The organism is Paraburkholderia sp. PREW-6R (assembly GCF_039621805.1).
In the GTDB taxonomy this organism is placed as follows: Bacteria; Pseudomonadota; Gammaproteobacteria; order Burkholderiales; family Burkholderiaceae; genus Paraburkholderia.
This window is the reverse complement of sequence record NZ_CP155075.1, coordinates 758,207-770,696: the sequence shown is the minus strand read 5'-3', so window position 1 is coordinate 770,696 and position 12,490 is coordinate 758,207. Positions and strand designations below refer to the sequence as shown.

Genomic DNA, 12,490 nt, shown 5'->3' with positions numbered 1-12,490 from the left:
CTTCACGAGGACAGGCCAGTGGACATTGAAGCTCGAAAAGACATGCAGGACCCAGCCGCGTTTTTCACGGAGACGCCGCTCGCCGCCCGCCACCTGGGCGAAGCGTACCGGGCCGGCGTGCAGCAACCTCCGGGCTTGCGCATTCATGCGCGCCCGAAAAAATCCGACTGGTTCTGGTACGCCATGCTGCTTGTCGCCGTCGTATTGTTCGTTGAACTGGTGATCGACAACCCGCGCTGGCAATGGGACATCGTCGTTCATTACCTGTTCAACAAGCGCGTGATGAAGGGACTAGGGAATACGCTGATCCTGACCGCGCTATCGAGCGCGCTTGGCCTGTGTTTTGGGGTCGTGATCGCCGCCTGCCGGATGGCGGACAACGCAGTGCTGCGCGCCGCCAGTTACATTTACATCTGGATCATTCCCGCGACGCCGCCGCTGGCGATGCTGCTGTTCCTGTTTTTTCTGTCGGCGCTGGTTCCGCGGCTCTATCTGCCGCTGCCGTTATTGCACGTCAATCTGTTCGACCTCGACACCAACCAGATCATCTCGCGCTTCAGCACTGCCGTGATCGGTCTCGCGATGTACCTCGGCGGCTATAGCGCGGAAATTTTTCGCGGCGGCGTCTCAGCCGTCGATCGCGGACAGCGCGAAGCGTGCAAGGCGATTGGCATGAGCGATTTCCGCATGATGTGGCATGTGGTCATGCCGCAGGCGGTGCGGATCATCATTCCGCCGCTCGCCAACGAATTGATCACCATGTTCAAGAATACGTCGCTCGTCACTGTGATCGGTTATGTCGAACTGCTGACGACGGTGCAACTGATCTACGCGACAAACTTCGAAACGATCCCGCTGCTGACGGTCGCCTGCATCTGGTATCTGGCGCTAACGAGCCTCGCGATGGCGGCGCAAAGTCTGCTTGAACGTCACTTCAGGAAAGGGGTGCGGACGTGAATGCAATCCTCAAGGACACATCGGCGATGAATGACACTGCACACTTTCTCGATCTACGCGCCGTCACGAAGCAGTTTGGCGACTTCACCGCGCTGGATGCCGTTGACTTCTCGCTCACCAGAGGCGAGGTCGTCGCAATGATCGGGCCGTCCGGTTCGGGCAAGAGCACACTGCTTCGCTGCATCAATATGCTCGAATTGATCGACGCCGGCAGCATCACCTTCAAGGGTGAAGTACTCGGCACGGAAATGCGCGGTGCGCGCTGCGTCCGCCTCCCGAAGAAAGCGCTCGACCAGCAACGCCGTTACTTCGGCATGGTGTTTCAGGGCTTCCATCTGTTCCCGCACTATACGGCACTCGACAACGTGCTGGCCGGTCCGTGCATCGTCGGGCGCAAGCGCAAGCGCGACGTCATCGAGCGCGGCAAGTATCTGCTGTCGCGCGTTGGACTCGCGGACCGGATGCACCACTACCCGGCCGAACTGTCCGGCGGACAGAAGCAGCGCGTCGCGATCGCACGCGCCCTAGCGATGGAGCCCGAGGTGATGCTGTTCGACGAGCCGACCAGCGCGCTCGATCCGGAACTCGTCAACGAAGTGCTCAACGTGATCAGGGAGCTGGCGCTCGCGGGCACCACGATGATCGTCGTCACGCACGAGATGGAATTTGCCCGCAAGGTGGCAAGCCGCGTGGTGTTGATGGACGCCGGCCGCATCGTCGATGAAGGAACACCGGCCTACATCTTCGATGGCGGTGGAACCGAACGCTGCAAACGCTTTCTGTCGAGCCTGCGCACCTAGTGCACGAGGGTGAGCCGGTTACTGAAAACTTCGATTGGGATTGAAAACATGACTGCTACAGACGGAAAGATCAGAATTGGACTGTCAATGCGCTATCTGGGCTATCACATGGCCGCATGGCGACACCCAGATGTGCCCGCGGCAGGTGCCATCGATTTTGACTACTTTCTTCGGACTGCAAAGAAAGCCGAAGAGGCCAAGCTCGACATGATTTTCTTTGCCGACGGAATCGGCATCCGCGCGAACGATACGCCTAAAGGATCACTCGCCCGCGACGCAAAGAATGCCGAGCTCGAACCGTTGACCTTGCTCGCGGCGATCGGCGCATGCACGTCGCACATCGGCCTCGTCGCGACAGCTTCAACAACGTATAACGAGCCTTTCCATATCGCACGCAAGTATGCGTCGATCGACCATATCAGCGGCGGTCGCGCGGGCTGGAACGTCGTCACCTCATGGTCGCAGCAGGAGGCGTGGAACTTCAGCCGCGACGAGCATCTCGGCTATGAGGAGCGTTATGAGCGCGCGGATGAGTTCGTCGAAGTGGTCAGAAAGCTGTGGGATAGCTGGGAAGACGACGCGTTCATTCGCGACAAGGCGAGTGGAATCTTCTACGACGAGACCAAGCTGCATGTACCGGATCACAAGGGCAAGCACTTCAAGGTGCGCGGTCCGCTGAACTCCGCGCGCACCCCGCAAGGCCGTCCGATCATCGTACAGGCCGGCGCCGCCGAAGCGGGACGCGAGTTGGCCGCGCGCTATGCCGATGTGGTGTATAGCAACGCAAGCAGCATGGAAAGCGCGAAGGCCTACTACGACGATCTCAAAGGCCGCCTTGCAAAATATGGCCGCACGCCGGATCAACTTTTGATCATGCCCGGCGTCACCCTATATGTCGGCAAAACGCGCGGCGAAGCGCAGGACAAATTCGATCAGCTGCAAAACCTGATCGATCCGCTTAGCGGATTGGCGATTTTGTACGGCGTGCTCGGCGATCTGTCCGAATACGATCTGGATGGCCCGGTACCCGATGTCGGCAATCAGCGTGTGCGCAGTATCGCGGAGAATCTGCTCGCGCTGGCGCACAGGGAAAACCTGACGATCCGCCAGATGTACAAGCGTGTGGCCTCGGGCAATAACTGGCAGATTATCGGCACCGCGGAGGACATTGCCGACGAAATGGAAAGGTGGTTTCGGGCCGGCGCCGCCGACGGCTTCAATATATGCCCAGCGACGTTGCCGCAAGGGGTCGACGATCTACAGCAATACATCCTTCCCGAGTTGCGCAAACGCGGACTATTCCGCACCGAGTACGAGGCGAGCACGCTAAGGGGCAATCTCGGACTGCGGTGTCTGCACTTTGGCGACTGATCCTGTCGACTAGAAAGCATCATGCGCCGCTTGTGAAGGAGCGGCGCCTTCCTGACGCGAGGCGTTTCACATGAGCACCGACACCACCGATGAACTTTTCCGCAACGCGATGGCGCGCTTCACCAACGGCGTCACGGTCATTACCACCGCCGACGGCGGCACGCCGTTCGGCCTGATTGCGACGTCGGTGTGCAGCCTGTCAGCCGATCCGCCGACCGTGCTTGTCTGCGTCAACAAAAGCGCGAGCGCGCACGACGTGATCCTGCATGCGAAGATGTTTGCGGTCAATCTGCTGTCCGCCGATCAAAAGGATGTTGCACAACGCTTTGCCACCGAGAAGGGAGCGTCCCGTTTCGATCCGGCCCAGTGGACAACGGGCAAGAGCGGCGTGCCGTTGCTGACCGGCAGTGTCGTCTCGCTCGATTGCAAGGTTATCGCCACGCACAACGGGTATTCCCATACGATCTTTGTCGGCGAGATCACCGATTCATCGACGCACGACGATCCGTCCGCGCACTGTCTGTTCTGGCATCAGCGTCATTTCGCGGCCGCGGCGGTGGAAGCGCGATGAACGTTACAGCAGCACGCACCCGTCAGTTGCCTGGTCAATCCTTCCCCAATCAACCGCACATGATGACCACGTCCACCCGTTTTAGCCGGTTCGTTGCGCGACTTACCGCTGTCACCGTGCTCAGCTTAAGCGTTGCGCCATGCGTCATCTCACCGGCCTTCGCCGCAGACGCGCCAAACGTTAACGCCATCCCCGCCGACCCGGAGCTTTCTGCGCTCGTGCCGGCGTTCTATCGCCAGAAGGAACCGATCACAGTCGCGGTCAATCCGGAGATCGCGCCTGTCAAGTTCATTGACGACGACGGCGAAGTGGCGGGTTTCGCGCCAGATCTGATCACCGCCGCGGCCAAAGTGCTGGGATTAAAGATCAGATTCGTGCAGGCATCGTTCGATTCGTTGATTCCGGGCTTAGCCGCGAACCGCTTTGACATGCTGTTGTCGCTTGGAGATTTCCCATCGCGGCATGGCAAAGTGACGTTCATTGACTACCTGAACGTTGGCCAGACAATCGTCGCATCGCCCAAGCGGCATTTGACGCTCAAGTCGCTCGACGATCTATGTGGGATGCAAATCGCGTTGCCGCGCGGCACAGCACCGCTGCAAAGGGCCAACGAAGCGAGCAACAAATGTGTGGCGGAGGGCAAGAAAGCGATCTCGATCGCCACCTATCCGGACACCAACATGACGCTGATGTCACTGACCAACGAAGCAAGCCAGGCTGTGTGGGTCGACTCGCCCGCTGCGAATTACAACATCAAGAAGTTTCCAGACAAATATCAGGCGGTGTTCTACTACAACCTCTCGTCATACGGAATCGGCTTTGGTGTCGACGACAACGGCAAGCGGCTTGCTCATGCGTTCCAGCAAGCGCTGATCAAGTTGCAGAAACAAGGGTTTTATCAAAGTGTGATGCAAAAGTGGGGGCTGCCGGAGAAGGACGGGCGCCCTACCTTCCCGGTCAACGATCCGCAGATGTGAACCCTCAGGCTGGCAGGCAGACCTCCTGTATCCTCCGGATGGAATGTCTCCCTTGAGCTGGTGGGTCAGCTGCGGGTCACGGCGGTTGAATCTGCCATGTCCGCCACTTATACCGTGACCACGATTTTCCCGAACTGATTGTTGGTTTCCAGATAGCGGTGCGCGTCAACCATTTCATCGAAGGAAAAGATCCTGTCTATCCGTGGCGTCAATTTACCTGCTGCAAGACCCGCCGTAATAAACTCAACGGCTGCTTTTTGACGCGCCGGATCGCCGCTCGTGTTCCAGATCGTATACCCGACAATGGTTGGCAATTTGATCAGCAGATCGAGGTAGGAGAACTGAGCAGGTTCCTCACTCAATGCGCCGTATGCGAGCAATATGCCTCCGGTCTTCATGGCTTTAACTAACTTGCCGAGACCTGGGCCGCCCACGGGATCGAATACCACGCGCGCGCCGACGCCGCCGGTGAATTGCAGGACTTCTGCAGTCAGATCCTGTTCTTCGGTCACGACGACAAGCGCTGCGCCGGCGTCGAGCAACTGCTGACGCTTGGCCGAGGTACGCGTTAATGCGATCGGTATGGCACCCATCATGTTCACAAGCTGGATTGCGGCGAGCCCGACACTGCTGGACGCAGCAGGAATGAGCACGACGTCGCCGGCCTGAAGGTCGGCGGCTTCGATGAAAGCGCCGTACACCGTGATAAACATCATCCAGATCGATGCCGCTTCTTCGAAGGACAAGCCTGGTGGATGCTTCACTACGGCCGACACGGGAGCTATGACCAACTCACCGTACATTCCGTACTGGTTCTGGGAGAATGCAGGAACGGTATTGACCGCTTCACCAACGAGCAGGCCCGTGACGCCTGGGCCGACGGCGTCGACGAAACCCGCCGCCTCGTAACCAAGCCGGGCAGGTAGCTTGACTTCCTCGATATATTCGCCGTTCCGCCACATCGACTCGGCGCGATTCAATTCGATTGCCTTGACGCGGATCCGCACTTCGCCTGGTCCCGGATCGGCCACTTCCACTTCCTTGAATTCGAGAACTTCGGGTCCGCCGGTAGAAGAAAATTCAATGACGCGCGACATAGTAGTCCTTTAAGAAGCAATTGAAAGTCCGGTCCGTTGGGATGGTCTTCGAACCGTGACTTGAATATTCCGCAAGGAATATAGGCCGGGAACGCTATGCATGGAACGCGCGTAATTGCATAGGTGTCATTCCGCGTGGAGATGAAGGCTTCGCATGGCGGAAGGAAAAGCGTTCGCTAAAGGGCGCCATAGCAGCCGAGTTCAATCATGACCAGTGCGGCATGTCCCATGCACGCTTCGCGTTGAGGCGGGTCCATTCGTCGATTCCCTTCAACGCGAAATCCTGTACCCAGTCTGTCAGCTTCCGGCCCGCTACCGTCCGCCGGTACGCACGCCCGTATTTATCCAGCTTTGGAATGAGCCTTATTCCAAAGGCTGCATTTCGTTGGCGTAAAGAAATGCATAGAGTGCGATCGGGACGTCGCGTATCCGTCTCCTGCCATCAGATGAAACCGGAGCTATCATGGAAAAGCTTTTCTCGCCGATCGCGATTGGCCCCTATGCGTTGTCGCATCGCGTCGTTCTCGCACCAATGACACGGTTGCGCACAATACAGCCTTGCGATATTCCGAGTCCAATGATGGCGGAATTTTATGGGCAACGCGCGTCAGATGGCGGGCTGGTCATCATCGAGGGCACCAGCATATCGATCACAGCAAGATCCTACCTCGGCGCTGCGAGCTTCTTCCACGATGGCCAGGTCGCCGGTTGGGAGGCGGTCGCGCAAGCAGTGCATGCGAAGGGTGGCCGTGTGTTCATGCAGTTGATCCATGGCGGCCGCCAGAGCCACGTTGAAATGACTGGCGGGACCGATCCAGTGGCGCCTTCGGTGGTGCCATTCGACGGCGTCGCGCTGACAAAAGACGGATTCGTTCCTGCGTCACCTCATCGGGCACTCGAGCTGGAAGAAATTCCAGCGATCATCGAGGATTTTCGCATTGCAGCGCAGCGTGCATTGGAAGCCGGCTTTGACGGCGTTGAGCTTCATGGTGCCAACGGCTATCTGGTCGACCAGTTCATTCAGGACGGAACCAACAAGCGGACCGACATCTATGGCGGTCCGGTGGAAGCCCGTGTCAGGTTTCTGCGCGAAGCGGTCGAAGCCCTGATTTCGGTTTGGGGAGCAGATCGCGTTGGCGTGCGCATTTCCCCATCGGGGGAATGGGGCGGGATTTCCGATAGCGACCCTGAGGCAACGTTCAGCCATGTTGCCAGAATACTGAACGAATACCAGATTGCCTACCTTCACGTGATCGAGCCGCGCATCAAGGGCGACGACACGCTGCATGATGGGCATCCGCCCGTCGCATCGACCTATTTGCGACCGCATTTTAGCGGCCCAATTATCGCGGCCGGCGGGTTCGACGGCGATAGTGCCCGTGTCATCGTCGATTCCGGAGACGCTGATCTTGTCGCCTTCGGTAGGCACTTCACGTCCAACCCTGACTTGCCGTATCGCCTTAAGAACAGGCTGCCGCTGGCGCCTTATGTGCGCGCAGGCTTCTGGGGCGGTGACGAAAAGCTTTACACAGATTTCCCAACCTACGACGGTCAGCACGGACGCTGAGCCGCATCTAATTCAACGCCGGCTATCTTCGAAGATTCAGATGACGCGCATTTATCAATTTGCTAAAGCGGGCGGTCCCGAGGTCCTTGAACTCGTGGAGGTGGAAGAGAACCAGCTGGGTTCGAATGAAGTCCGGATCAAAGTGAAGGCAATCGGCATCAACCGTGCAGAGGCGATGTGGCGAGCCGACATGTACATTGAGCCCGTGAAGTTTCCTGCTGGGCTGGGTTATGAAGCCTCTGGCGTGATCGATGCGCTTGGCGCCAACGTGACGGGTCTCGCGGTAGGTGACGACGTAAGCGTGATCCCCTCATTCTCGATGAACCAGTACTTCACGTACGGTGAAGTGGTCAATCTTCCGGATTTCGCTGTGGTCAAGCATCCCGAGACGCTCTCGTATGAAGAGGCGGCCTCGGTCTGGATGATGTTTATCACGGCCTACGGCGCGTTGATCGAAGACGCGAAAGTCGGCGCCGGCGACTTTGTTCTCATACCCGCTGCATCAAGCAGCGTGGGACTGGCAGCGATCCAGATTGCCCGATACGCGGGTGCGACGCCGATTGCACTGACGCGTACGTCGGCCAAGACGGAGCAGCTACTCGCTGCGGGCGCGGCCCATGTCATCGCGACGAGTGAAGAAGACCTGGTCGAGGAAGTCATGCGGATCACCGAAGGAAAGGGCGCGCGAGTCGCTTTCGACCCGGTAGGTGGGCCAGGCTTTCCAAAGCTCATCGATGCACTTGCCTTTCAGGGCATTGTGTATATATACGGCGCGCTGGCGGAGGGAGAAACGCCTATGCCAGTGCTCGCAATGATCGCAAAGATGCCGACTATCAAGGCCCACAATATCTGGCTGACGAGCGGTGACGACACACGGCGGAAGGCAGCCGTGCGTTATATCACTGCCGGTTTGGCCGACGGCGCATTGAAGCCTGTGATCGACCGCACGTTTGCGTTCGACGATATGGTCGAAGTCCACCGGTACCTCGAAAACAACGGGCAGTTCGGCAAGGTTGTCGTGACGGTTTGACGCGCTCACATCCCACATGCGCATGGTGTGTCGGAGCAGGATAGCTTTCACGCCTGTTTCGACGCGCCGCGCTGCTTTATGTCCAGCGCTGAAAGAAGCGGCAGTCAGCACGGCTTCCGGAATCCGCCCATGGGCCGACGCAAAGCTGCAAATACACCTCGGCGGGCGTCTTGAGCGTTTCATTACCATGCCGACGCTGTCGACGTTTCTCGTCGGCACGTGAAGATGCCGGTGGATAACTGGCTCCTCGAAGCATCAGTGATTCGGTAAGCCCGGCTATAACATCTTTCGCCATCTTCACAACGACACGTCCAGCGTTGCTCCGATTGAAAAAAGACAGTCGCGGCCAGGGACGTTCATGGTGCTTACCGGAGGTGCTGTCCGATCAGGTGTTCTCCCTTGTGTCACTGAAAGCCACTGGTGACCTTGGGTCCGGCCGATGGGAATCGGTAAAAGCCTCGATCGGGGTGCATCGACTGTTCATGCTGTCAGTCCGCCGTCCACACTGATGTTTTGTCCGTGGATGAAGCGGCCCGCCGAGGAGGCGAGAAGAAGCGCAAGTCCTGCCACGTCCGTGGGTTCGGCTATCCGTTTCATTGGCGTGGCTGCTGCAACCTGTGCTTCGCGACCCGGGGCCTCCCACAGTATGCGTGAGAAATCGGTTCGCACCGGCCCAGGGCAAATCGAATTGACATTGACGTTGAAAGGACCGAGCTCGATTGCGAGGTTTCGCACGTATTGATCAATCGCGGCCTTTGCAAGCGCATAGAGTCCTAGCTGCGAAGTTCCGCGTTTGGCCACGCGGCTCGACATGAAGATGATTGACCCGTCGCGCCGGCCGATCATGTCTGGGCTGATGGCGTTGATCAACGTGAGATTTCGCTTCACATTGTTGGCCATCACCTCATCGAACTCGCTTTCCGTGCGCCCGATCATCGGGCCGTTCGGCGTGTTTGCCGCGGCGTTGAGAACGAGAACATCAACGCGGCCGAATGCGTCTTTCGCCATATGCGCAAAAGACTCGACGCTTGCCTGATCATTCAGGTCCATCAAAAGCGCACGGGTGCGAATGCCCAGCTTCGAGAGGTGCGTTTCAGCCTCTGCAATGGTATGGGCGGACCGCCCGGATATCACCAGTGTCGCGCCGGCGGAACCGAGTGCTTCAGCGATCGCCAGTCCCATACCTTTAGTGGCGCCAGTCACGAGCGCTACCTTGCCCGACAGGTTGAACATGTCCATTTGATTCCCTTTGCCGTGATCGGTACTCCGCTGCACGCAGGCAAGCTCAGGCAGCAAGCGTATGTTTGCGGCGGCTGGCAGTAAACATCAAAAATGGAATGAGCGTTATTCCGTAACTGGATGACCGCGCCGCGCAGTGATGTCCACCGAGCGCGTGCGATCTTCCATCTCTTTGCCGCTTCCTCGGAATGGGGCTTATCCAGTTTGGGCCCTATGTCAGACCGTTGAGCCCGCCTAGATTTTGCGTTGACGCAGCGTGTTGCATTCCGTAGCGCGCTCTCATGCTCCCGAGGAGTCGAACATGTCGACACAGTATTCTTCAAATGCACAAGCACGCGACGGGCAGTCCGCGCAAGCGGCAACATTGCCAATCGCTGGCCTGCTTGCGCTCGCAATGACCGGTTTCGTGGCCATCGTCACGGAGACCTTGCCCGCGGGCCTTTTACCGCAAATCAGCCATAGTCTTGGCGTACCCGAATCATGGGCGGGTCAGCTCGTCACCGTCTATGCGCTCGGGTCCGTTGTAGCAGCCATTCCGGTCACTGTGGCAACGCGCAGCTGGCCGCGCCGCGCGGTATTGCTCATGGCGATTGCTGGTTTTTTCGCGTTCAATACCATCACTGCGTTGTCCCCATGGTTCTGGCTCACCTTGATCGCACGGTTCATGGCCGGCGTAGCGGCTGGAATCACCTGGGGGTTGGTGCCCGGATATGCGCGGCGTATGGCGCCCGTTCACCTGCAAGGTAGGGCAATGGCGATCGCGCTGGTTGGCACACCCGTCGCACTTGCGCTCGGCGTGCCTGCGGGGACGTGGCTAGGTGATCTCCTGAACTGGCGTACCGCGTTCGGCGTGATGTCGGCGTGGACTGTTGGTCTTGTCGTGTGGGTGATCTGGAAAGCGCCACGGCTTCCCGGCCAGGCTGCAGGCGATGGCCCGGGCATTGCCGCAGTATTTGTGACGCCCGGTGTGCGCCCTGTTCTGTTCGTCGTCCTCGCGTGGATGCTGGCGCACAACATACTCTTCACCTATATCGCGCCGTTTCTCACATTGGCGCATTTGACCGCGCATGTCGATCTCGTTCTGCTCGTTTTTGGACTGTCTGCGATTGTCGGGATCTGGATCACGGGTGCGCTCGTCGACCGGTGGTTAAGGGGCCTCGTGCTTACCAGCCTTGGAGCGTTTGCCGCAGCGGCCGCTGCGTTGGGTATCGACGGCACGTCCCCATTCGCTGTGTATGTCGCCGTGGCGATCTGGGGAATCACCTTTGGCGGTGCCGCAACGTTATTGCAGACCGCTTCAGCGGATTCCGCCGGAGAGGGTGCCGACACTGCGCAGTCGATGATTGTCACCGTGTGGAATCTGGCTATTGCCGGTGGCGGCCTGCTGGGCGGCATTCTGCTTGACACGACTGGTGTGGGTCCGATGGCGTGGGTGCTCCTCGCCCTGGTGCTCCTCGCCCTCCTTGCCTCATGGCGTTCGCGCGGCCATGCCTTCAAACCAGGCCACCGGATCGCCGCCTGAAAAGCCAGCCTGCTCATTCACGCCTCCCTGGAGTCGCATCATGCCTCTCGCTCTTCTTGCATTGACCATCGGCGCATTCGCTATCGGAACGACTGAATTTGTCATCGTGGGGCTGCTGCCTACGATCGCAGGTGACCTCGGCATCACGCTCCCGTCGGCCGGGCTGCTCGTGAGCTTTTATGCGCTGGGTGTGGCCGTCGGAGCCCCTATTCTGACTGCGGTCACGGGCCGCATGGAGCGAAAAACACTGTTGGTGTTATTGATGACGCTGTTCACAGCGGCGAATCTGCTGGCATGGCGAGCGCCGGGTTATGCAACCCTGGTGTTCGCCCGTGTCTTGAGCGGTCTTGCTCATGGCGTGTTCTTCTCCGTCGGTTCCATCATTGCGACACACGTCGTTCCAAAAGAAAAATCAGGTAGAGCAATTGCGACGATGTTCAGTGGACTCACGGTGGCGTTCGTTACCGGCGTGCCATTGGGAACGTTTGTCGGGCAGCACTTCGGTTGGCGGGTGACGTTTCTGGTCGTTTCGCTGTTTGGAATCGTAGCCCTGGCGAGTGCGCTCACGTTCGTGCCTCGCCATGTCGAGCGCGTGCCGCCGGCGTCGATAAGAAAGCAGGCGGAGCTATTCCTGCAGCCCAGACTGCTACTTGTCTTCGCAATGACGATCGTCGGTTACGGGGGATCACTCATTGCATTTACGTTTCTCGCGCCGATTCTCGAACAGACAGCAGGCTTCAGCCCGTCAGTAGTTGGAATTGTGCTACTGCTTTACGGCGCGTCCGTCGCAGCGGGAAATATGTTCGGGGGAAAGCTCGCGGATACGCACGGACCCGTGACGGCGCTCAAACTCATTTTTTCATTACTCGCGTTCGTGCTGCTCCTGCTTGGTTTTGTCGCGACGGACAAGGTGCTCGTCATTGCTGTTGTTCTCGCATGGGGCGGCGTCGCGTTCGGCAATGTACCCGCGTTGCAGGTTTATGTCGTGAAGCAGGCTGAACGTTTCGCCCCGCACGCCGTGAACGTTGCTTCGGGTATGAACATCGCGGCGTTCAACCTCGGCGTCGCTGGCGGGGCGTGGACGGGCGGCATCGTGGTCAGCCATCTTGGCCTGATGCATACGCCGTGGGTCGGCGCGACAGTCGTCCTCCTTGCGCTTGCGTTGACATGGATCAGCGGAAAGATCGACAGCGGCGATCGGTCGCCGGTTGCCGCGGCCTCCCGTATCCATCGCGTTTGAGCAAGGTGCCGCCCGATGCACTTATTCGGTTCTGGAATGATCCCTATCCCTGGCGCTACCTATCTGAGCACACCTTTAACCCCTACATTGGACATCAACGAAGCACGCGTGCCGGAGCT

11 protein-coding genes are annotated in these 12,490 nt (G+C 58.8%); 9 read left to right on the top strand and 2 right to left on the bottom strand.

Features of this window, described 5'->3' with window-relative positions:
• Positions 1 to 42 precede the first annotated feature (42 nt).
• The 5 genes from AAGS40_RS27995 (at position 43) to AAGS40_RS27975 (ending at position 4,676) form a co-directional block, all read left to right on the top strand.
• Positions 43 to 957 (top strand): amino acid ABC transporter permease, encoded by a 915-nt coding sequence (locus tag AAGS40_RS27995; protein ID WP_345816806.1) that lies wholly within the window; start codon positions 43 to 45, stop codon positions 955 to 957.
• The gene (locus tag AAGS40_RS27990; RefSeq protein ID WP_345816805.1) at positions 954 to 1,757 is read left to right on the top strand and encodes an amino acid ABC transporter ATP-binding protein; all 804 of its coding nucleotides are present in this window, start codon (positions 954 to 956) and stop codon (positions 1,755 to 1,757) included. The genes AAGS40_RS27995 and AAGS40_RS27990 overlap by 4 nt, the downstream gene beginning before the upstream one ends.
• A gap of 48 nt (positions 1,758 to 1,805) precedes the next feature.
• Positions 1,806 to 3,128, top strand: a complete 1,323-nt coding sequence (locus AAGS40_RS27985) for an LLM class flavin-dependent oxidoreductase (RefSeq protein WP_345816804.1) — start codon at positions 1,806 to 1,808, stop codon at positions 3,126 to 3,128.
• 70 nt (positions 3,129 to 3,198) lie between these two features.
• Positions 3,199 to 3,699 (top strand): flavin reductase family protein, encoded by a 501-nt coding sequence (locus tag AAGS40_RS27980; RefSeq protein ID WP_345816803.1) that lies wholly within the window; start codon positions 3,199 to 3,201, stop codon positions 3,697 to 3,699.
• Positions 3,696 to 4,676, top strand: a complete 981-nt coding sequence (locus tag AAGS40_RS27975; protein WP_345817618.1) for an ABC transporter substrate-binding protein — start codon at positions 3,696 to 3,698, stop codon at positions 4,674 to 4,676. Before AAGS40_RS27980 ends, AAGS40_RS27975 begins: the two co-directional genes overlap by 4 nt.
• A 107-nt stretch (positions 4,677 to 4,783) precedes the next feature.
• On the opposite strand, the gene AAGS40_RS27970 is transcribed toward AAGS40_RS27975, so the two are convergent.
• The gene (locus AAGS40_RS27970) at positions 4,784 to 5,773 is read right to left on the bottom strand and encodes a zinc-dependent alcohol dehydrogenase family protein (protein ID WP_345816801.1); all 990 of its coding nucleotides are present in this window, start codon (positions 5,771 to 5,773) and stop codon (positions 4,784 to 4,786) included.
• 463 nt (positions 5,774 to 6,236) lie between these two features.
• Here AAGS40_RS27970 and AAGS40_RS27965 point away from each other — a divergent pair, with 463 nt between their 5' ends.
• The gene (locus tag AAGS40_RS27965) at positions 6,237 to 7,340 is read left to right on the top strand and encodes an alkene reductase (protein WP_345816800.1); all 1,104 of its coding nucleotides are present in this window, start codon (positions 6,237 to 6,239) and stop codon (positions 7,338 to 7,340) included.
• 40 nt (positions 7,341 to 7,380) lie between these two features.
• On the top strand, positions 7,381 to 8,370 hold the full coding sequence (locus tag AAGS40_RS27960) for a zinc-dependent alcohol dehydrogenase family protein (RefSeq protein ID WP_345816799.1): 990 nt from the start codon (positions 7,381 to 7,383) through the stop codon (positions 8,368 to 8,370).
• 480 nt (positions 8,371 to 8,850) lie between these two features.
• Here the strand turns inward: AAGS40_RS27960 and AAGS40_RS27955 are convergent, their stop codons facing one another.
• Complete coding sequence (locus AAGS40_RS27955; protein WP_345816798.1) at positions 8,851 to 9,609, bottom strand: SDR family oxidoreductase; 759 nt, start codon at positions 9,607 to 9,609, stop codon at positions 8,851 to 8,853.
• Positions 9,610 to 10,003: 394 nt separating this feature from the next.
• Here AAGS40_RS27955 and AAGS40_RS27950 point away from each other — a divergent pair, with 394 nt between their 5' ends.
• Both AAGS40_RS27950 and AAGS40_RS27945 read left to right on the top strand, forming a co-directional pair.
• A complete protein-coding gene (locus tag AAGS40_RS27950) occupies positions 10,004 to 11,131 on the top strand; it encodes an MFS transporter (protein ID WP_345817617.1) in 1,128 nt (375 codons plus the stop codon).
• Positions 11,132 to 11,171: 40 nt separating this feature from the next.
• Positions 11,172 to 12,371 carry an MFS transporter gene (locus AAGS40_RS27945; RefSeq protein WP_345817616.1) on the top strand — a complete coding sequence of 400 codons (1,200 nt, stop codon included), beginning with the start codon at positions 11,172 to 11,174 and terminating at the stop codon, positions 12,369 to 12,371.
• Positions 12,372 to 12,490 lie beyond the last annotated feature (119 nt).

What these genes read in the sequence shown, in the direction of transcription:
- AAGS40_RS27980 (WP_345816803.1), top strand. Translation starts at nt 3,199, where the DNA reads ATGAGCACCGACACCACCGATGAACTTTTCCGCAACGCGATGGCGCGC.
- AAGS40_RS27960 (WP_345816799.1), top strand. Translation starts at nt 7,381, where the DNA reads ATGACGCGCATTTATCAATTTGCTAAAGCGGGCGGTCCCGAGGTCCTT.
- AAGS40_RS27945 (WP_345817616.1), top strand. Translation starts at nt 11,172, where the DNA reads ATGCCTCTCGCTCTTCTTGCATTGACCATCGGCGCATTCGCTATCGGA.
- AAGS40_RS27995 (WP_345816806.1), top strand. Translation starts at nt 43, where the DNA reads ATGCAGGACCCAGCCGCGTTTTTCACGGAGACGCCGCTCGCCGCCCGC.
- AAGS40_RS27975 (WP_345817618.1), top strand. Translation starts at nt 3,696, where the DNA reads ATGAACGTTACAGCAGCACGCACCCGTCAGTTGCCTGGTCAATCCTTC.
- AAGS40_RS27950 (WP_345817617.1), top strand. Translation starts at nt 10,004, where the DNA reads ATGACCGGTTTCGTGGCCATCGTCACGGAGACCTTGCCCGCGGGCCTT.
- AAGS40_RS27970 (WP_345816801.1), bottom strand. Translation starts at nt 5,773, where the DNA reads ATGTCGCGCGTCATTGAATTTTCTTCTACCGGCGGACCCGAAGTTCTC.
- AAGS40_RS27965 (WP_345816800.1), top strand. Translation starts at nt 6,237, where the DNA reads ATGGAAAAGCTTTTCTCGCCGATCGCGATTGGCCCCTATGCGTTGTCG.
- AAGS40_RS27985 (WP_345816804.1), top strand. Translation starts at nt 1,806, where the DNA reads ATGACTGCTACAGACGGAAAGATCAGAATTGGACTGTCAATGCGCTAT.
- AAGS40_RS27955 (WP_345816798.1), bottom strand. Translation starts at nt 9,609, where the DNA reads ATGGACATGTTCAACCTGTCGGGCAAGGTAGCGCTCGTGACTGGCGCC.